We start from the raw sequence: 19,339 nt of genomic DNA on the forward strand, positions 1-19,339 counted from the left end.
TTGCATCAGGTCAGCTTGTGCGCCGCTTCCGTCACGTTCAGGGGTTTGCGCGAGCGCGGCTGCAAGACAAAGAATCCCATCGTCAATGCCGCAGCGGCAGCGCCGAGCGACGTCATACCTGCGATGATGAACAGGGACGGTGCGCCGATGCCCGCGCCAAGCAGCATGCCGCCCAGCAGCGGTCCGACGATCGCGCCCACGCGCCCGGCCGCCATCGAGCAACCCACACCCGTTGCCCGCAAAAAGGTCTCGTAGAAGCTTGCCGCCAGGGCCACCGTGCACAGTTGCGCGCCAAAGCTGAAGAGCCCCGCCAGGAAGGCGGCTACGCAGAGCGACAAGCCCGAATGCACGGTATAGCCGATCGACGCAATGGCTGCGGCGCCCGCACCGTACGCACAACCAATCACGATCGCCGGGCCGAAGCGATCCGCGAGGCGACCTAGCGCTGTGCTGCCGAGGATGCCGCCAAGATTCAGCATGGAAACCGCGATGACCGCGCTTTCGATGCCGAGTCCGTTGCGCCGCGCCACCATCGGAATCCAGTTGATCAGCAGGTACAACATGAACATGCTCAGGAAGGTCGTGATCCAGAGCAGGATCGTGCCGGGCGCACGGCCCTCGGTCAGCAAGCTCGCGACAGACGATCGACCATGTGCGGTCGCGCCGACTTCGCCGTTCCACAGATCGGCACACCCCATCCGCGTCAGAATGCGGGTAATCGCCGCGTGATCTCCACGCAACGCGAGAAAACGGGCGGACTCCGGAACGAAGAAGGCGAACAGCGGCAGAATCAGGAGCGAAAATGCCGCTCCAACCGTGAAGACGCTGGTCCAGCCGAACGCCGGAATGAGCTTGGCCGAAACCAGTCCGCCAATTACCGCGCCGAACGGGAAGCCGCAGAACATCAGTGCGACGAGCGTGGCCCGGCGTGCCGCAGGGGAATATTCCGAGGCCAACGAAATGAAATTTGGCATCGCTCCGCCGAGGCCGACACCGGTAAAAAAGAGCGCAGCGACGAGTGTCGCAACGGATGTCGAGAACGGCGTCAAAAGCGAGCCTATCGCCACCAGTAAGACTGCGCACAGCAACGTCCACTTTCGGCCGAGCCGGTCACCCGCCCGGCCGAAGACCACTGCGCCGATCAGTCCGCCCAAAAGTCCTGCGCTGAATACCATGCCGATCACAGCGGGCTGAATGTGCCACGCGCTGACGATTTCGGGGGCAACGAACGCTATCGACTGCATATCGAAACCGTCCATCATGGCGACGAGCGCGCAAAATCCGATGACGACTTGTTGAAGGCGGCTGACGGCCCTCGAGTCGATGATCGCCTCCAGATCAAGCGTTTTGTTCAGGTTCACATGTCCTCCTTTTTTTGACGCGAGTACCCGCTAAACGTGGCACTCGCGTCATTCATGCATCTATTCGACAGACAGGGTCGCGCCGCAAAGGCGTCGAAGGGCAATGCCGGATTCCCATCTCCCAACCGGCACCAACATCGGATACCTAAATGTTTGTACCTGGGTTCTGTCTTAACGTGGGTGGCTGTGCAAGCACCCATGTTCCACGCGATGCGCGGATGGTTCGACATTAGTCATGTCATGCATGTTTGTCTCGGTTTGTAGTTTTGTCCGTGGCTCGAGCTATACGGGTTAACCGTTATCTGGTCACACCGTGACGGTGTGCGTATAGTTCACTGAATATAGTTCATCGAAACATGAAGGTTGGCCTCGCAGTAGATCTCCGTATTACAGATCGTTTCGTTCCGCCATGACCCGTCTCCAACGGTGGGGCCAGTGTAGGGAGCCCAACCGCGGCTGTCCATGCAGGGGACTACATTTCTAATATTGACGACATGAATATCTATTCCGTCGACCTCAATCTCCTCAAGGTGTTCGAGGCGATCTATGTCGAGCGCAGCGTGAGCCGCGCAGCGATTCGGCTAGGACTGACCCAACCGTCAGTCAGCCATGGACTCATGCGTCTGCGCTCGCTATTCGGCGATCCTCTGTTTGTGAGGTTGAACGGAGGGGTTGAACCTACGGTAGCGGCTACCCGTATTGCACCGTCGATACAGCAGGCGATGCGCAACCTGCAGGTGACCCTCGACGAAGGGTCGCGCTTCGATCCCAGCAGCGGCCGCCGCACCTTTCTCATTCACATGAGCGATTTCGGCGAAGTCGTCTTTCTGCCGCCGTTGATGCGTGAACTGAAAGCACGGGCGCCGGGCATTCGCATCGAGACCTGCCAGTTGGACGGCATCGAGCTGACCCACGCGCTTGAAAGCGGGCAGATCGATTTCGCGTTAGGCCATCTGCCGATGCTGGCCGATCAGTTCCAGTCCGAATATCTGTTTGCCGAGGAGTACGGGATTCTCGCGCCATCGTCGGGGGCGCCTGACGCGCCGTTCGACGCTGCTTCCGATCAGTCGGAGTTCGTCGTCGTTACGTCGCATCCGGAAACGCTGAAGATTCTTGTCGCACATGGGTTGCAGGACCGCGTGCGGCTGTCGGTTCCGCACTTCATGGTTCTGCCGGCGATTTTCGCGGCGACAGGGTTTGCCGCGGTGGTGCCGCACTACGTCAGCGAAGTATTCGACAAGATCGATCAGAAGCATGCATACCGCTATTCGACGCTCTCGGGCTCACGTCATGAGATGAAGATCAGCGTGTACTGGTTTCGCCGCTATTCAACCGACCCCGGCAACATCTGGTTGCGCGACCTGATGATCGAACTGTTCAAAACGTCCACCCGAGCGCGCAAAGGACAGATGCGATCGGTGCGGTAAGAGAGATACCCATACCAATTTAGTGAAGGAGAGCTTATGAACGACTCGCCTGAAAAACTCTGGCAACCCTCGATGCTCCCGGAGCGCGGCGACGCTGCTGAGCAGGTCATGGAAGATATCCGGCGACGTATTCTCGGAGGGCAGTTAGCACGCGGCGAGAAATTGCCTTCCGAGAGGCAATTGGCCGAAGGCTACGGCGTAAGCGTTTCCACGATCCGCGAGGTGAAGCGCGCACTCCTTAAGGCGGGGCTTATTGAGATCAAGCAGGGCAAGGGAGCGTACGTCACCGCGTCAACTGAGGAACTGATTGCCACGTCGCTCAACTCGATGATTGAGCTGGAGCGGATCGGCATTGTGCAGGTGCTAGGCGTTCACGGTGCATTGAATGGCTACGCGGCCGAACTGGCGGCGACAAAGGCGACCCGGGAAGACGTTAGCGCCATGCGTAAGTCATTGGCTGAAATCGACCACAGCGTTAGTCCGGAGGCCATTGCGGAAGGACTGATACGATTTCTCAATGCGCTGGTGGCCGCGTCCGGCAATCCTTTGCTGATAGCGCTTTGCCGGTTTCTGGCGAGTGTGCAGATCGGTCTGGTGAAGGAGATCCAGGGGCGGCGATTCGAAGCCTGGCGCAAAACGGCTGCACGTCTCGCCAACGAGCGGCAGCGTCTGGTCGATGCAATCGAACTGGGGGACACAGAGGGCGCGCGTGCCGCGGCGCGCGCTTACCACGAACGCTCCATGAAGGTGATCACCGCCCTGCCGAGCGCTAATACACCCCAGGTGTCCGACGTCGCACTCTCGACATTGTTTGTGTCGCTGTTGAAACACCAGTCTCAGTGATGTGCTTCGCGACTGTCACTGAGTCACCTCGACGCACGGACCCACCGATGCCGTCGCACGGTGTCGCAGCCATCGCTCCAGATGCCGAACGATTGCAACGACATTCTCCCTGCCCATAATACTGTGATGATCGCCCGGCACGTAGATCACTTCCAGGTCATCGACCAGCGTGCCCCAACCAAGGTCGGGTTCGGCAAACTGCCGTGAGAAACCGTCATCGCCGCAGCAAAGCAGCACGCGCCCCGCATAGGGCGCCGGACGGTAGCTCCGCAGCGCTTCGTCGTTCGCATCGGTCACGGACAGCAGCGTGCGCAACTGCCGGTCACCCGTGCCCGGTGGTAGCAATCCCTGCTTCATGGCAGCCTCGAGCACACGTGATCCATGCGCGTCTACGGCGACGTCACGCAAGCCGTCCCAATCGAAAGAGAGCGTGGGCATCAGGATGCCAAGCATCACGGCGTCGTCGCTCAGCCACTGTCGGGTCGCCATCTTGCCGTACGTACCATTGCGATAGAGCGGGCGAGCGCTGGCATTTTGCGCGCGTGCGTCAAGCAACGCCAACAGTTCGATGTGCTCGTCCCGGTGCCTGAGTTGCTGGGCCATTTCATAGGCAATGCACCCACCCATCGAATGCCCCACCAGTCGATAGGGCCCATGCGGCTGCACGGATTTCATCAAGTCGATGTAGTCGGATGCCATCGCTTCGATGCGCCGCAACGGCGCCGATTCCCCTTGCAGGCCACCCGCCTGGATGCCATAGACAGGCTGTTCGGCGCTCATGCTACGCGTCAGTTCGGCATAGTTGGTGGTGTGTCCGCCATAGGGATGAATACAAAATATCGGCGTGGACGATCCCGAGGTTCGCATGCCGACCAGCTGATGACTGCGTGGTGTCCGGACGGTCCGCAAAGAGGCAGCGAGCGCCTCGACCGTGGGGCTTTCCAGTAAGGCCGCAGCAGAGAGTTGATGGCCGAAAATCTGCTCCACCTGCAAGATGACGCTCAGCGCGGAAAGCGAACTTCCTCCGAGCTCGAAGAAGTTGTCGTTGAGCGCGATGGACGATATGCCTAACACCTCCTCGAACACCTTGATTAATTGGGATTCCACAGCATCGCGTTGAACCATGATGGATGGATGCCGGTCTCGCGTATCGGCTGGGGGTATGGGGTTCTCAGGACGATCCGCTACCTCAGGCAAGGCTCCCCGTGCCGGCGCTTGTGTGCGTTCTTGCGGCCAGAACCGCCGCTTCTCAAACGGATAACCCGGCAATGCCGCGCGACCGCGCGGCGCGCCTTCATGCAGCTTCTCCCAGGCCGGAACCGCGCCGGCGACCCAAAGCCGCCCAAGGCCCATTGCCAGTGCGCCACGGTCGGACCACCCAGGCGCGTTGGACAGCGTCGGCGCTGCCACCCGGACATGCGCGCCGTTCGGATGTCGCCGGATAATGGAAGTGAAGGTCTGCCCAGGACCTACCTCAAGGAACATGGGGTCCGCTGCTTGCAGCAGGGTCTCCAGCCCCTCGGCAAACCGAACCGTTTCGCGCATATGACGCACCCAGTGGGCCGGATCGGTTGCCTGCTCATGCGTGACCCACGAGCCCGTCACGTTCGTGACGTACGGAATACGCGGCACTCGCAACTCGACTTCACTGACAATCGTCCTGAACTGTTCGAGGATCGGGTCGAGCATGGCGGAATGAAACGCGTGCGAGGTCGCCACACGTCGGCAGCGCAAGCCGGCGTTTTCCAGGCGGATCTGAACCGCTTCGATTTGCGCGTTTGTTCCTGCCAGCACGCACGAACGCGGCGCGTTGACAACCGCCAGATCCACGCCGCTGCTGACGAACGGCGCGACCTCTGCCACCGACGCCTCCACGGCCAACATCGCTCCGCTGGGCAGTTGTTGCACCAGTTGTCCGCGTGCGGCAACCAACTTGAGCGCGTCTGCCAACGACATGACGTCGGCGAGACATGCAGCGACGTATTCGCCGAGACTGTGTCCCATCATCGCACTTGGGCGAATGCCCCAATGCGCCAGTTGCTGAGCCAATGCATACTCCACGACGAACAACGCCGGCTGCGTGATGGACGTTTGCATCAGGCGTTGCTGCGCGTTGCCTGTTTCATCCGGTAGCGGATACAGTACCGTGCGGATGTCGAGATCCATCAGGGGTTGCAGAAGCCGGGCGCAACGATCGACACAATCGCGGAACACCGCTTCCGATTCGTAAAGATCGCGGCCCATGTCGACCTGCTGTAGACCCTGACCGGGGAAGATGAAGGTGATGCGTGCCTCGGCTGCGCACACACCCGTGCTGCTGCGTCCGGATGGTAGGGACGTCAAAGCATCGACGGCGCCGGATACACTGTCGCACACCACAACGCGCCGGTGGCGAAACGGCGTGCGTCCCACCTGGAGCGTGTAGGCGACATCGGTCAGATTCGCGTCGGAATGGCTTTGCAGGTGACGGGCGAGATTGTCCGTCATCGCATTCAATGCAGGCTCGGATTTCGCAGACAACGCGAGTATCTGAAACGACGATTGATCGCGCTGAGCTGGGTTATGGCGTGGCGCCGCCTCCAGGATCACGTGCGCATTGGTGCCGCCGATTCCGAACGAGCTGACAGCCGCGCGCCGGGGCGAAGCGGTGGTGGGCCAGTCGCTCAAGGTATCGTTGACCCAGAACGGGCTGCTCGCAAGATCGAGCTTGGGATTGGGCGACTGGAAATGCAGGGTCGCCGGAATCTTGCCGTGATGCAGCGACAACGCGGCTTTGATCAGGCCGGTGACACCGGCCGCGGCGTCGAGGTGACCGACATTCGACTTCACCGATCCGAGCACACAGAATTGCCGCGCGTCCGTGTAGCGGCGCCAGGTCTGGGTTAGCGCACCGACCTCGATGGGGTCCCCAAGCGGCGTTGCCGTACCGTGAGCCTCGACGAATCCGATGCTGGCAGGATTCACCTTGGCGCGCTGAAGCGCCCGCTCGATCACTTCGGCCTGGCCCTCCGTGCCTGGTGCAGTGAAGCCCACTTTGGCGTTGCCATCGTTGTTGATGGCCGATCCCTTGATGACTGCCCAGACATGATCGCCGTCCGCCAGTGCAGCAGACAGGCGCTTCAGGACCACAATGGCGCCGCCGCTGCCGCGTACCGTGCCCTGCGCACGCGCGTCGAACGGACGGCAGCGTCCATCGGCTGCGAGGATGTGGCCTTCCTGATGCAGGTAACCGCTGCCATGCGGCACCTCGATCGAGACGCCCCCGGCCAGTGCGATGTCGCATTCGCCCAGCATCAGTTGCTGACAAGCCAGATGGACGGCGACGAGCGAGGTCGAGCACGCGGTTTGTACGGTCAAGGCGGGACCGCGCAAGTTGAGCTTGTAGGCGAGACGCGTGGAGAGAAAGTCCTTCTCGTTCAGGATGGTGGTCTGAAACAGCTCCGCAGCGCTTTGCGGATTGGTGTCCAGGTAATGAAGCAGATAGCCGGACCGTCCTGTTCCGCCGAACACGCCGATCGTGCCGGCATAGTCCGGGTTGGCATAACCCGCGTGTTCGAGCGCGTGCCAGCCGGTTTCGAGGAAGAGGCGCTGCTGCGGGTCCATCAACAGGGCTTCTTTCGGCGGGTAACCGAAAAAGGCGGCGTCGAATTTGTCCACGTCGTCGAGCACACCCTTGCGTTTGACGTAGCGCGGATCGCTCAGCAGGGCGGTATCGACGCCTGCTGCAAGCAACTCCTCGTCGCTCAAGTCCTTGACCGATTCGATACCGGCAACGAGATTGCGCCAGAAGTCCGCGACGTTCGCCGCGCCCGGAAACCGGCCGGCCATGCCGATGATGGCAACGTCCGTGTCCGCGGTTTGAACGGCCGAGGCAGGCGACGCTTCTCGCGCTGGTCGAACCGCATGTGTCCGCGAGACAGATTCGCTTTGTTCCTGCGATGCGTCACGCAGATAGTCCGCCAACGTGCGGATGTTCGGAAAGCGGAACAGATCCATCGTCGCTACGCTACGCCCCAATACTTTTTCCAGCTCCATTTCGACGCGCACGAGATCGAGCGAATGACCGCCGACCTCGAAGAAGTTGTCGTCGATGCCTACGGCTTGCAGTTGCAGAACCGTTTTCCACACATCGGCAATCTGCTGCTCGAGCGTATCGCGCGGCGCGAGCATATTTTGCGTGGCTACGCGCTCGCCTGGATCGGGCAATGCGGCCCGGTCGATCTTGCCGTTCGGCGTCAACGGCCATGCGTCGAGTAGCATGATCGCCGACGGGACCATGAACTCCGGCAGTTTTCCTTGCGCATGGGCGCGGATGTCGTTGATCGTCGTGGCGCTCGCGTCGTGCGCAATCGCATAGGCCAGCAGCGACGGCGCATTGCCCGCCGTGCCGCGCGCAATCACCAGCGCCTCGCGCACGCCGGCACACCCGGTTATCACGGCCTCGACTTCGCCCAACTCAATCCGGAAGCCGCGAATCTTCACCTGGTGATCGAGACGCCCCAGATACTCCAGCGTGCCGTCGGGCAGATAACGGGCAAGGTCCCCCGTCTTGTACATGCGCGAGTCCGAACCCTCAAACGGATTGGCGACAAAGCGTTCGGCCGTGAGGTCAGGGCGGTTCAGATAACCACGCGCCAAACCGACGCCTGCGATATGAATCTCACCCGCTATGCCGACCGGTACTTGCTGCAAGTGCGCATCGAGCAGATAGATCTTCGTGTTTGCAATAGGGCGTCCGAGCGAGACGCGTTTCGTATCTGCCGGCAGATGAGCCATGGTCGCGCAGACCGTTGCTTCGGTCGGCCCGTAGGCGTTCAGAAAGCGGCGCCCATGGGCCCATCGTTTGACGATCTCAAGACTGCATGCTTCGCCTGCCGCTGCGACAGTGCGCAGGGTCGGCACGTCTTCCGGCTGCAACAAGGCCAGCACCGATGGCGGCAGTGTGATCACCGTGACCGCGTGGCGGGCGATCGTGTTGATCAGGGCGGAACCGGGCATGACGTCCGCTTTCGGCGCGAGGCAAAGCGCAGCACCCGCGCACAACGCTGTGAATATCTCCGAGACGGAGGCGTCGAAGCTAGGCGACGCAAATTGCAGGACCCGGCTACTCGGGCCTATCTCGAACGCGCTGATCTGCGCCTGCACCATGTTCGACAACCCGTAGTGCTCCAGCATCACACCCTTCGGACGCCCAGTGGAGCCGGAGGTGTAAATGACGTATGCGAGGTCCGTTGGCTTCGACGGCGAGTCCAGATTGTGTGCGGACTCGGCTGCGATGTCTGCCGCGTGCGCATCGACGCACACCCTTCGCACATTTGCACCCGGCGCCAGCGTGGCGGAACGCCGATGCGTAAGCAGCAACGTCAGGCCCGAATCGTCCTGCATGTAAGCGAGACGCTCCGCGGGATACGCGGGGTCGAGCGGCAGGTAGGCGCCTCCTGCCTTCAATACGGCAAGGATGCCCACCACAAGTTCCGGGCAGCGCTCCATGCTCACACCAACCGGCTGTCCCGGCTTCAAGCCATGATGGTGCAGATAGTGGGCAAGCCGGTTGGCGCGCTCGTTGAGTTCCGCATAGGAGATGGCCCCCGCTTCGTGCAATAGCGCGACGGCTTGCGGCATCTGCTCTGCCAGTCCTTCGAAGAGCCGATGCACGGGGGTCTGCAGGAACGGCGTTTCGGTAGCGTTGCACACCGCGTAACGAGTGCGCTCTTGCGTGGTTAGCATCGAGAGGTGCTGAAGCTTTTCTAGCGGCGTGCGGACGGCGCTCGCGATTAGCGCCTGGTAATGATCGACCAGATATCCGATGCTCTCAGCGTCCCAAAGCGCGGTGTTGTACCAGCACACGGCGCGTAGCCGGCCGTCGACCTCTTCGACCACGAAGTCGAGATCGAATTTGACGCCGTGCTGTTCCAGCGGATACGACTCCAAGGGTAGGCCAGCCAGCTCGAGCGAGGCGCCGCCCAGACCCATGCGGGCGGCAGCCACGCCTCGCATATGCGCCAGATGGGACTTCTGATACGTGAACGACACCTGAAAAACCGGGCTTCGACTGGTATCTCGCGTTACGCCCAGCCGCTCCACCAGCAACGGAAACGGGAAATCCTGATGTTCCTTCGCGCCGACCAGCACGGTGCGGACGTGCTTCAGGAAATCAGCGAACGTGCTGTCGCCGTCGGGCCGTGCCCGCAACGCACACGGACTCGCGAAGTAGCCGACCGTGCGCTCGTAGCCTTGCGGCGGCCGCCCGAAACGCGGCGAACCGACAACGATGTCGTCCTGACCGGTATAGCGGTACAGCAGCACGTAAAATACCGCGAGCAACACGGTGTAGAACGTCACGTCCTCGTCACGCGCGAGTGCCCGGATCTGCTGCGTGAGCGCTTCGTCGAGTTCGAACGAATGACCGGCGCCGACATGGGTCTGCACGCGTGGGCGCGGCCGGTCCGTGGGCAGGTCCAGCACCGGGAGCCGGCTGAGTTCCGTCTGCCAATACGCCCAATGCTGATTACCCAGCGAAGAGTCGAGCATGTTTCGTTGCCACTCGACATAGTCGACATAAGCCAGTCCGGTGGGCGGCAGCTCGGCGGTTTTTCCGGCGACACGCGCCTGATACAGCAGTCCCAGCTCGTCCATCATGACGATGAGCGACCACGTGTCGCTCGCGATGTGATGGCTGTTCAAAAACAGCACGTGTTCGTCGGGACTACGAGAGAAAAGGCGAGTGCGAAAGACTGCTCCGCTTTTCAGATCGAATCCCGCGTCGGCCTCTCGCGTCAGGCGGGCATGCAGTTCGGCGGGCGCCCACTGCGAGGCGTCCTCGTGCAGGAAGTCGGGCCGGCCGTGGGCATGAATCATCTGGACCGGCTCGCCCTGCGGCGCCGCATACGTCGTGCGCAAGACAGGGTGTCGGTCGATCAGGTCTTGCAGGGCAACGCGAAAAACATCGACGTCGATCGCATGGCGGATCGTCCAGGCCATGGGCAGTCCATATTCCGCACCGGACGGATTCAGGCTCCACAAAAACCACATGGCTCGCTGGCCGCGAGAGAGGCTGGCCGTGACGGGTTGAGCTTCAAGGCCATTTGCGGCGGGAAGTGCTATGTGCTGTGGGCGTTCTGTTTGCATGTCGAAAGCGATTGCGAATCTTGTGACTGTGTCATCAGCATGACGAATTGCTGATGCGTGGCTGGCGGTGAGCGTGTGTCAGGGAATGCGCCAGCGATGCTGATGCAGGTTGACGGGAGATCGTGACAAGAACCCGTCTGATGCTCGAATGCGTCGAAGCCCTGCCGCGCACACCCTGTGGCCCTGATTCAAGGGGCGGACTTATTCGGCTTGTCCTCTTCAACTTATTACGGCATGGCAGGCACGGACTTTAGGACATGCCCCATATATATAAATTGCCCATCGCGGGACAGCTTATTTTTCATTGGCGGCATCCTGTCCGAGATCTCAGGCCGAGCTCGAGCGCGTCGGCGATGTACGATCGGGACGCGATGTGTCCCGAACCGTGCTTATCATCCTCTTCACACAACCGTCGATGCGACGGCAGGTTCGCCGGATGCCGCAACGAAAACACGGCAGTCGGCAAGGTACTCATGTGAAAGGAACCGCTATGGTCAACAACACCTCTCCGCTCGAAAGCCTCGCGGCATTCGCAATCGTTTTTGCCGTGGGCATTGTGTCGACAGTGGCGCTCGGCAAGTACATCGACAAGGTGCGCCGCGATGCCCAAACGGCTGCTGCTTGCCCGGATTAGAGGGAGATCAGAACGTGTTGGAGAAACAGACCAATGTGTTGAGACAAGCCGTCGACTGGCTGCGGGACGCGGATGGCCTGCTCGTGACTGCCGGTGCGGGCATGGGCGTGGACTCGGGGTTGCCGGACTTTCGCGGTAACGAAGGTTTGTGGCGCGCCTATCCCGCGTTGGCCGCGGCGCGACGCAGTTTCGAATCGATGGCCAATCCGAGTGCCTTCGACGAAGACCCGACGCTCGCGTGGGGTTTCTATGGACACCGTCTGAGCCTCTATCGCGAGGTAGAGCCTCATGCGGGCTTTGCCGTGCTGCAACGCTGGGTGGCCCGTATGGAGCATGGCGGCTTTGTTTTCACCAGCAACGTCGACGGTCAGTTCCAGCGTGCGGGTTTCGCCGCGAACCGCGTTGCCGAGTGCCACGGTTCGATTCACTCTCTTCAATGCACGGTGCCGTGCTGCTCGCGTATCTGGCCTGCCACGGATTTTGTTCCACAGGTCGATGAGCTGGCGTGCCGTCTTACCGGTCAACTGCCACGTTGCCCCGAATGCGGCGCGCTCGCGCGGCCCAACATTCTGATGTTCTGGGACACCGGCTGGTTATCGCAGCGAACCGACGAGCAGGAGGTGCGCCTGCAGCGCTGGATTCCATCGGTGAAGCGGCTCGTGGTGGTCGAACTCGGCGCGGGTACCGCGCTTCCGACGATTCGCCGTTTCAGCGAACGACACGGGCCGCGTGTCATTCGCATCAATGTGCGCGAACCGCAGATTGATCCGGCATGTGGCGTGGGGATTCAGGGCGGTGCGCTCGCAACACTGATCGCGCTTGATGACGTTTTGCGCGAGCAGACGGAATGAAGCGATGCGCGCCCGCTCTTGAGTGAAGTGGGACGGCTCCTGCTTTATGGCTGATAGCGTTCCGCCAGCCTGCGGTAATCCGCGGCGAATTCCTCGCGCAACGACGCCGGCGCGAGGATTTCGACATTGGCACCCAGCGAGCGCAACCACCAGCGCAGTTTCAAACTGGGAACAACCGTGCCGGACACTTTCAACCGGCCATCAGGCAACACCTCGAGCGCCTGGTCGAGCGACATGGGCGTTTCTTTAAGGTGGTTGCCGGCGTTGCCATCGAATGCGATGCTTAGATGCACCGGCGGTTCGGTCAAGAAGTTGAATGCCTGCTCGGCCTCGATATAAGTGCGCAGCTTAAAATCGTCCGGATACGCGAAGTCTTTACCTGACTCGACGGCTTCGATGATCCGGTCGAGCCGGTAGAGGCTCCGTAGCCACTGGCTCTTGCCCTTGTCCTTGCGCGGAATGAAGGCGGGGTCCTGGGCGACCATATACATGACGCCGGCGGACTCCACGAGTGCCAGCGGCCAGAGCGCCTTCGCTTTAACGTCTTCATCGTTGGTCTTGCCTGCCGGGCGATACTTCAACAGCACCTCCCGTTCGAAGAACGTCGCGGTGGCGATGATGTGGAAGATATCCTCGCGCAGCTTCGGGCGAATCAGCGCGAACGTACCGTCGACGGAGTCCACCTTGTCCGGCCACGCCCGATACACCCGGTTATCGATCTTCTCCTGCGACATGCGCAACTCGGCCGCCTTGAAGAGCGGCTCGATATCCTTGGTCACAGCGTCCGGCAGCTTGTTGCCCGCAAAGCGCTGCAGGATGTGGAAGGCCACGGCCTCTGCGGCCGACATCAGGCTCGCACTGTCCCGCGCGCCATGCATCCACTGTTTGCGCTGCCAGAGAATTTCGCGGCCGCCGGATGTCGTCGAAAGAACGAACTTGTCTTTCTGCAGCCCCTCTAGCCGGCGGCGCACTTTCTTCGGATAAGGGATGCGGTGCCCGCGCTCTTCCAGCCGCTCGATCACGCTGGGTGTCGCCATCCAGGGGGGACTGTCACGCTCTGAAGGCAGGACACGCAGAATTGCTTCATCAAGGCTATCGGTCATTAATCTTGTGCTCTCGTTCTTGTTTACGTTGTGCTGACGCCCGCAGCATCAGGTGACATTCTAAGTGCGATCGGAACAATGTGTGGAGCGCAACCCACGTAGGCAAGCTGCCGGCTACCGCCCAATGTCCGGCGCGACGGCGCGGCAATTGATCGGCGGTGCCGGCGAACAGGACCATTTCAGTGCGTGACGTTTCCAACGACCGCACCATCGCGCGGTTCGCGCCCAGACAGTTCCAGCAGAATGCGCCCGGCGCCGGGCGCGAGGGATTGACGAGGTGCAGGACCATATCGGCGCCCTCGGCGTTTGGGCTATGGGCGATCTCCCAGGACACTAAGCCGTTTAGGGCGGGCAATTCATTCATCCGTGCTTTCACGATGGATTCGTCGAATCCCCATAGTCGCAACGCAATGCGCAAGCTTCCGTGGTTGCGGTGTGTGATGTCGAGTGTGGGCATTGTGTCGAAGTGAAACGAGCGTGACGGAACCGACATGGGAATGTGACCTCCAGGCTAAGTGATGGATAGCATTTTGCTGATCGATCGAGTCAAATCGTGTCCCTGTGGACTAACGATCGATTCGATCAGGAATGACGCAAGACCCGCGCGCATGCGCGATACTCGGTCGGCGTTGTTGCGAGATGTTTGCGGAAGAGCTTCGCGAGCTGTCCGCCGCTGCCGATGCCGCAGCGACGCGCAATCTTGTCGACAGGTAAGTCGCTATCGAGAAGTAGGCGGCAACTCATGTTGAGGCGCACATGCAGAAGATAGTCGGATGGCGTTAGCCCCATTTCCTCCTTGAAGCGCCGCAGGAAATTGCGCTCGCTCATGGCGGCAACCTGTGCTGCGTCATCAATCGCAATGGAGCGGTTACCGTTTGCCTCCAGCCATCGCGCCGCTGCCTGAATCTTTTCGCTGACCCTGACCGACGAACTGTCCCGCACACTCGCGGTGAACGGTGTCTCCATGGGCGGCGCGACACAGTCGACGATCTGGCGTGCAATCTCGGCGCCCAGATCTTCCTCGACCACGCCGAGCGCGATATGCAGAGGACGTGTGGGTGTCGCAAAGCGGTCGTCCCCCGGGTTGTTCCACTTGACGGGTTGGGCGTGCTCGAAAGAGCGGCCGCGGGTGAAGGGTTGCGCACATCCGGCGGCTTCGAGCAGCAAGCGGCCCTCGGCGATGGGAAATACGCGTCCGCCGCACGAATACGTCTGGTTTAACCACGTCATCAGGCGTTCGTCGCGCATTGCATTGCGTGCGCCCACTCCGCCGGCAATGAAGAGTGCACGGAGGTTGTCTGCGCGATGACGCACATCCATACTTTCGGTCCAGACAAAGACGGACGAGGACGTGGCGATCCGCCCACCAGCGGCGGACAGCAGGCAGACTTCATAGCGAGGCGCGCCGTCGCGGCCGGCATGGGATAGCGTATTCGCCGACTGGAAGACTTCGATGATCGACGCGGTTTCAGGCAGCGCGAAGCCATTGAACAAGACGATGCCAATGTGCTTGATAGTGCGGGTGTCCGGCAACACGGGTGGCTTTGGCATCATGCCGCTTCGAACGGCGGAAAAACATTCCATCTGATCTTCCCTAAAGATTGCGTGACCTCTGGCTGACCTGGAGCCAGATTGCTTCACCTGGCAATGTTCGGTTCATCCCGATCACGCGAAGTCGGCAAGGCGAGAAGATATCGACCACTTCGGACAACTGCTGTCCCATTCGATTTCTGGGTTTGGCCGTCGTGTTGAGACACGGTTTGTCTCAATCAGGAGGTAGTGGGATTGCCCCGAGTGGGCAATTTCAGCGTGGAGAGAACAAAAAAAAGCCTGCCGGACAGAAGTGCGGCAGGCAAAACATCCAGGAGGTAGGTTCGCCGGGGCGGTGTTCCTGAGAGAACCCCCTGGATGAGTCAATGGACCACATCGACATGATTCGAGTATAGGTTGGCAAGCGGGCGAGATCGACGCACCGGCGTCTACGGACCACGTGTTGGCCGGGCAAGACGAGCCATCTTTCTATATATCCAATCCAGATTCCCGTAAAACGATATGCAATCCTATGAATACGATTTAATTTCACCAGGAGATACTGGGTGGCTACTCAAGCCAGGACGTTGACGGTTTGCGCCGATGTGAGAGGCGATGAACCATGATACGTTTTGATACCGCTTCGCATGCCTATTTAAAGAGAGCCGTATGCTGATTGCCGCTTCCGTCATTTGTGCCGTAGGTATTTCGGCGATCTTTGCCTTTGCGCGGCGGGTCGACCCGCATACCGGCAGTCTGAAGCTGAAAAAAGGCCTGCTCGCCCCTGGGAGGCGGCAGGCGAAGGCTCAGCGGGCGCTACGGGGGTAGCCCCTGAGATGACCAGACACGATCATAGATCGACAGGGACCGACCGCGGTGAGCGTGGCGGACGAGACCACGCATTTGGCAGCATGCGACGCTTAAGAGTATCTGTATCGCAATGTATCGCAGAACGAAAGAGGGCGGAACGCCTACAGATCGTCGGGTGCCCTTCCATCACCGACGGAGAATCGTTCGTGGATGAGCAAGGCCACGCAATTGCTATAGATTTCGGCCACGGCCTGAGACCGATAGTTGAGATTCAGATGATCCAGAAACGCGTTGCCCAAGGTTTTGGCATCGAACGTTCCTGCGCTGACGTTCGCGACACGCGCTGCCAGATCTTTGGCACGGCTGGCGAGAGAAACACGTTGCACCAGGCCGATGAAGTGGCCGTTAACATGCATCCAGAGATGGGTCGATTCGACCAGATGCTCGACCGTGAGCCATCCACCGCTCAGATGACGCTTAACCAATTGAGACACCACGAGATAGGTCAGGAATTCGGCCTGCGCGCCAATGCTGGGATAGGATGACAAAGGCATCATGAAATTGACTCGGTCGGAACGGCCCATCAATCGTTGAACAGAGCGGCTTGCGCGAAGTCGACTGCAGAACGAAGGCTGGTCGGCTCGTGGGGAAGTGGGCAAAGACTCTGGGAGAGCCTCGGCCGACACGCTGAACCTCGAAGGTCCGACGCGATCATAGTGTGAAAAAATTGCGCGGCGACGTGAGCGGCGGAAGAGGCCACGCTATTGACTGAACACGACAAAAGAGAAGGCCCGATCGCGACGTCCGCAGCCAATACCATGTTCCGGCTTGCCGATACCGGCGGCTAAGGCTGACCCCGCACAAATGGATGGAAAGAAAGGCGGCGGATAAGGCCCAAACGTTGTCCTACCCAACGTGCTGCATTGCAGCGTACGCTGCATGATCTGCTTAGCCTACGCTCGTCTTGTGAGCGAACCACACAGCACGGGATGACATGAATATCACTCTTTCCATTCTCTCCAAGCTTTGCTTTGCGTGGGTTTTTGTTTACCTCGTATTCAGCTTTCAATCGGCCTTATGGGCGGGCGCAAGACATAGTCGCGGATGGGTCTCCCTTGAGTTTCAGCCGTATCGTGCCCGCGGCAAGAGGGAAACCGCGAGGGCAAGATTGCTGCGGCGCATGGCGCTGTTGGCGGCTGTGGCATTGCCGCTGGGGATCGTCTCGACGGTGGCGGGCCTGATGACATCGTAGAGATTCCGCGGCCCTTTACGAGCTAACAGCGCGTATTTATCGACGTGTCTACCTGTCGCAGGGGCGAAGAAGGGTTAGATCGCGGCTCCTCTGCAATTTTACGTGTCATTGTCAAATCTTCCCGGATTTTTCAAGTTTTGGCATTCTTGTCGCGCATTTTCGCGTAGACTCCGGTCGTCAAAGTATCCCCGCCGTTCTGTATTGCGCGGCAAGGGAAGTTCATGGAGCTGCGCGCCCGAACTGCCCTCGTCGCTGCTCAGCGGCCGCCCATGTTCATATGAAAATCGCGATACTAGAATCCGATCTCAAAGCACTTGATTGCGCACTCGAAACGTTGTCATCCGCCGGGCACATCTGTTTTGGCGTGGTGAGCGACAAAGCATTACGCGAATTGCTGGGAGAGGTGTCCATTGACCTGGTCATGCTCGATTGGGCCGCTCCGGATTTCGCTCGATACGATACGCTGTGCTATCTCTCCCGCCATAGGTCCGAAACGCCAGTCATTCTGTGCGTCACACCGCTTACGTCGGAAAAGGCGATTCTCTCCGGGATGGAGCGCGGCGCGAAGATCTGTCTCGAGAAGCCAGTGAACACCGACCAGTCCCTCGTGCATATCCACGCCTTGGAATGTCACGGCCATTCGTACCCCGCTTTCGCTACTTCCTGAACTACCCGCACGCTCTCCGGCGAACCGACTGCTGACGATCGTCTCGGCTCAGTGCAACGCACTTTCGGAAAAGCATTGCTGTATCCGTCAACATGATGGTGGATTCAGCCATTCCGCGCCCGGCGTGATCGCAGCCGGATACCATCTGGTGGTCGATTGCGCAGCTAAGCGTCTGTCAAAGCATGTGTCTAATTGCTTGTGACTAAACGTTTGTTATCCTAAGTTACACAACCTGCCGCAACGACGTGTCATTCGGGGTAGCTATAGCCCGCCACTCCGATTCTGCAACTGACGACGTCCTGGATGTGCAAGAAATGGATGAGTTTCTTCCGGCATATTTGATCCGCGAACAAGCAGCGGTGGGCGCACTTGTGACGTTTGGCGTACTGCGCATCATGGGCGCAGCCGTCGCCGTCTCGAAGGGCTGGCGCATCGCGACGGTCGAAAGATGCTTCATTGCGATTGCGGTGCTGTATTGCTTTCCGCAATTGTTCGATCTACTGACGCAGTTGTATCGGGCGCGCGTCGCGGCTGCAGAGTTCGAAGGCAAAGCGATCGGGTGCGCGGTCGCACTCTTCTGTGCGCCTATTCTCAGTCATCGGCTGGGTTTCGAATAACTGCGGATCATTGGGTACATGCCCACACGGTGAGCGCCGAAACGTTATGCTGACGCAGTCGACCGGCGCTTGATCAAGCGATACTCAGTCGGTGTCGTACCAAGATATCTGCGAAAGAGCTTCGAGAGACGCCCGCCGCTGCCAATACCGCAGCGCCGCGCTACCTTGTCGACCGGTAGATCGCTTTCAGCAAGCAGGCGGCAGCACATGTCCAGCCGGACGAACAGAAGGTAGTCAGAGGGCGTCACGCCCATTTCCGTCTTGAAGCGCCGGAGGAAGTTGCGCGAACTCATAGAGACGACTTTGGCGACGTCATCGATCTTGATTGCGCGTTCACCATTCATCTCGAGCCAACGTGCCGAGCTGCGTATTTTCTCGCTGACACCGACTGATGCGTTTCGGCAAACGATCGCCGTGAACTGCGTTTCCAGCAGCGGCTCGATACCGCTGGCGATGTTGTGTGCGATTCCGGCGCCGAGATCGCTTTCGACTACCGCCAGCGCAGCATGGAGCGGATGGATAATCTCGGGAGACGGCCGGGATTTTAGTCCGTCATGCAACACCTGAGTGCGTGGCGCGCCGCGACGCGGATCGGCTGCGGTCGGTCCCAACCCGGCTGCGTCGAGCAGGAGGCGTCCTTCGGCGATTGGAAATATCACTTCCGCGCAGGGGGAAGTGCGCCGCAGCCAGTCGACGAGGCGTCCATCGCGAAGCGCGGCATGCACACCCGTGCCGCCTGCGATGAACAGTGCGTGGAAATGGTCGCCATCATGACGCGTGCCGATCGTCTCGGTCGAGAGCAAGGCGGACGAGGAACTCGATATCCTGCCGCCAGTGGCCGACAACAGGCAGACCTCGTATCGAACCAGGGAACTCCGGGTAGTCTCGCCCACGGCATTGGCTGACTGGAAGATCTCTGCGACCGCGGCTGCGTCGGGCAATGCGAAGCCGTTAAACAGGACAATGCCAATGCGCTTCACTGGGCAGCCGTTCGGCATGACCTGAGATTGCGCGGCACGCTGCCAGTCGCGAGCCGGATAACCTGCCATCTGAGCATCCCCCGAAGATGGTGACCTCCTCCGGCGATAGCGCCGGTGCTTGTTCGGCGGCCATGCT

The 19,339-nt window shown here is 60.3% G+C and carries 15 protein-coding genes; 8 read left to right on the top strand and 7 right to left on the bottom strand.

Going from position 1 to position 19,339, the window contains the following annotated elements; genetic code table 11:
• Positions 1-5: 5 nt before the first annotated feature.
• Positions 6-1,361 carry an MFS transporter gene (locus P3T42_RS34890; RefSeq protein WP_429308565.1) on the bottom strand — a complete coding sequence of 452 codons (1,356 nt, stop codon included), beginning with the start codon at positions 1,359-1,361 and terminating at the stop codon, positions 6-8.
• Between the two features lie 494 nt (positions 1,362-1,855).
• On the opposite strand from P3T42_RS34890, the gene P3T42_RS34895 reads away from it, so the two are divergent.
• Positions 1,856-2,788: a LysR family transcriptional regulator gene (locus P3T42_RS34895; RefSeq protein WP_083640213.1), complete on the top strand. Its 933-nt coding sequence runs from the start codon at positions 1,856-1,858 to the stop codon at positions 2,786-2,788.
• A 36-nt stretch (positions 2,789-2,824) separates the two neighbouring features.
• Complete coding sequence (locus tag P3T42_RS34900) at positions 2,825-3,631, top strand: FadR/GntR family transcriptional regulator (RefSeq protein ID WP_074294165.1); 807 nt, start codon at positions 2,825-2,827, stop codon at positions 3,629-3,631.
• A 15-nt stretch (positions 3,632-3,646) separates the two neighbouring features.
• On the opposite strand, the gene P3T42_RS34905 is transcribed toward P3T42_RS34900, so the two are convergent.
• Positions 3,647-10,759, bottom strand: a complete 7,113-nt coding sequence (locus P3T42_RS34905) for an amino acid adenylation domain-containing protein (RefSeq protein ID WP_429308566.1) — start codon at positions 10,757-10,759, stop codon at positions 3,647-3,649.
• Positions 10,760-11,249: 490 nt separating this feature from the next.
• Here P3T42_RS34905 and P3T42_RS34910 point away from each other — a divergent pair, with 490 nt between their 5' ends.
• Positions 11,250-11,393 carry a hypothetical protein gene (locus tag P3T42_RS34910; RefSeq protein WP_171991583.1) on the top strand — a complete coding sequence of 48 codons (144 nt, stop codon included), beginning with the start codon at positions 11,250-11,252 and terminating at the stop codon, positions 11,391-11,393.
• 17 nt (positions 11,394-11,410) lie between these two features.
• Positions 11,411-12,244 carry an SIR2 family NAD-dependent protein deacylase gene (locus P3T42_RS34915; RefSeq protein WP_074294167.1) on the top strand — a complete coding sequence of 278 codons (834 nt, stop codon included), beginning with the start codon at positions 11,411-11,413 and terminating at the stop codon, positions 12,242-12,244.
• A gap of 44 nt (positions 12,245-12,288) precedes the next feature.
• On the opposite strand, the gene P3T42_RS34920 is transcribed toward P3T42_RS34915, so the two are convergent.
• The 3 genes from P3T42_RS34920 to P3T42_RS34930 all read right to left on the bottom strand — a co-directional run bounded on the left by P3T42_RS34920 (position 12,289) and on the right by P3T42_RS34930 (position 14,901).
• The gene (locus P3T42_RS34920) at positions 12,289-13,347 is read right to left on the bottom strand and encodes a helix-turn-helix transcriptional regulator (RefSeq protein WP_074294168.1); all 1,059 of its coding nucleotides are present in this window, start codon (positions 13,345-13,347) and stop codon (positions 12,289-12,291) included.
• Complete coding sequence (locus tag P3T42_RS34925) at positions 13,337-13,840, bottom strand: hypothetical protein (protein WP_429308567.1); 504 nt, start codon at positions 13,838-13,840, stop codon at positions 13,337-13,339. Before P3T42_RS34925 ends, P3T42_RS34920 begins: the two co-directional genes overlap by 11 nt.
• A gap of 89 nt (positions 13,841-13,929) precedes the next feature.
• Positions 13,930-14,901 carry a GlxA family transcriptional regulator gene (locus P3T42_RS34930; protein ID WP_429308568.1) on the bottom strand — a complete coding sequence of 324 codons (972 nt, stop codon included), beginning with the start codon at positions 14,899-14,901 and terminating at the stop codon, positions 13,930-13,932.
• Positions 14,902-15,546: 645 nt separating this feature from the next.
• On the opposite strand from P3T42_RS34930, the gene P3T42_RS34935 reads away from it, so the two are divergent.
• On the top strand, positions 15,547-15,705 hold the full coding sequence (locus tag P3T42_RS34935; RefSeq protein ID WP_429308569.1) for a hypothetical protein: 159 nt from the start codon (positions 15,547-15,549) through the stop codon (positions 15,703-15,705).
• A gap of 143 nt (positions 15,706-15,848) precedes the next feature.
• On the opposite strand, the gene P3T42_RS34940 is transcribed toward P3T42_RS34935, so the two are convergent.
• Entirely contained in the window at positions 15,849-16,244 is a 396-nt protein-coding gene (locus tag P3T42_RS34940; protein ID WP_429308570.1) for a hypothetical protein, read from the bottom strand.
• A 437-nt stretch (positions 16,245-16,681) separates the two neighbouring features.
• Between P3T42_RS34940 and P3T42_RS34945 the strand changes: the two genes are divergently transcribed.
• The 3 genes from P3T42_RS34945 to P3T42_RS34955 all read left to right on the top strand — a co-directional run bounded on the left by P3T42_RS34945 (position 16,682) and on the right by P3T42_RS34955 (position 18,223).
• On the top strand, positions 16,682-16,939 hold the full coding sequence (locus P3T42_RS34945) for a hypothetical protein (protein ID WP_429308571.1): 258 nt from the start codon (positions 16,682-16,684) through the stop codon (positions 16,937-16,939).
• A 277-nt stretch (positions 16,940-17,216) separates the two neighbouring features.
• On the top strand, positions 17,217-17,606 hold the full coding sequence (locus tag P3T42_RS34950; protein ID WP_429308572.1) for a response regulator: 390 nt from the start codon (positions 17,217-17,219) through the stop codon (positions 17,604-17,606).
• Positions 17,607-17,920: 314 nt separating this feature from the next.
• A complete protein-coding gene (locus P3T42_RS34955; protein ID WP_429308573.1) occupies positions 17,921-18,223 on the top strand; it encodes a hypothetical protein in 303 nt (100 codons plus the stop codon).
• Between the two features lie 44 nt (positions 18,224-18,267).
• On the opposite strand, the gene P3T42_RS34960 is transcribed toward P3T42_RS34955, so the two are convergent.
• Entirely contained in the window at positions 18,268-19,272 is a 1,005-nt protein-coding gene (locus P3T42_RS34960) for a helix-turn-helix domain-containing protein (protein ID WP_429308574.1), read from the bottom strand.
• Positions 19,273-19,339: the final 67 nt, after the last annotated feature.

The sequence above is a fragment of the Paraburkholderia sp. GAS38 genome (assembly GCF_050434965.1).
GTDB classification, from domain to species: domain Bacteria; phylum Pseudomonadota; class Gammaproteobacteria; order Burkholderiales; family Burkholderiaceae; genus Paraburkholderia; species Paraburkholderia phenazinium_A.

What these genes read in the sequence shown, in the direction of transcription:
- P3T42_RS34895 (WP_083640213.1), top strand. Translation starts at nt 1,856, where the DNA reads ATGAATATCTATTCCGTCGACCTCAATCTCCTCAAGGTGTTCGAGGCG.
- P3T42_RS34900 (WP_074294165.1), top strand. Translation starts at nt 2,825, where the DNA reads ATGAACGACTCGCCTGAAAAACTCTGGCAACCCTCGATGCTCCCGGAG.
- P3T42_RS34905 (WP_429308566.1), bottom strand. Translation starts at nt 10,759, where the DNA reads ATGCAAACAGAACGCCCACAGCACATAGCACTTCCCGCCGCAAATGGC.
- P3T42_RS34910 (WP_171991583.1), top strand. Translation starts at nt 11,250, where the DNA reads ATGGTCAACAACACCTCTCCGCTCGAAAGCCTCGCGGCATTCGCAATC.
- P3T42_RS34920 (WP_074294168.1), bottom strand. Translation starts at nt 13,347, where the DNA reads ATGACCGATAGCCTTGATGAAGCAATTCTGCGTGTCCTGCCTTCAGAG.
- P3T42_RS34925 (WP_429308567.1), bottom strand. Translation starts at nt 13,840, where the DNA reads ATGTCGGTTCCGTCACGCTCGTTTCACTTCGACACAATGCCCACACTC.
- P3T42_RS34930 (WP_429308568.1), bottom strand. Translation starts at nt 14,901, where the DNA reads ATGATGCCAAAGCCACCCGTGTTGCCGGACACCCGCACTATCAAGCAC.
- P3T42_RS34935 (WP_429308569.1), top strand. Translation starts at nt 15,547, where the DNA reads ATGCTGATTGCCGCTTCCGTCATTTGTGCCGTAGGTATTTCGGCGATC.
- P3T42_RS34940 (WP_429308570.1), bottom strand. Translation starts at nt 16,244, where the DNA reads ATGATGCCTTTGTCATCCTATCCCAGCATTGGCGCGCAGGCCGAATTC.
- P3T42_RS34945 (WP_429308571.1), top strand. Translation starts at nt 16,682, where the DNA reads ATGAATATCACTCTTTCCATTCTCTCCAAGCTTTGCTTTGCGTGGGTT.
- P3T42_RS34950 (WP_429308572.1), top strand. Translation starts at nt 17,217, where the DNA reads ATGAAAATCGCGATACTAGAATCCGATCTCAAAGCACTTGATTGCGCA.
- P3T42_RS34955 (WP_429308573.1), top strand. Translation starts at nt 17,921, where the DNA reads ATGGATGAGTTTCTTCCGGCATATTTGATCCGCGAACAAGCAGCGGTG.
- P3T42_RS34960 (WP_429308574.1), bottom strand. Translation starts at nt 19,272, where the DNA reads ATGGCAGGTTATCCGGCTCGCGACTGGCAGCGTGCCGCGCAATCTCAG.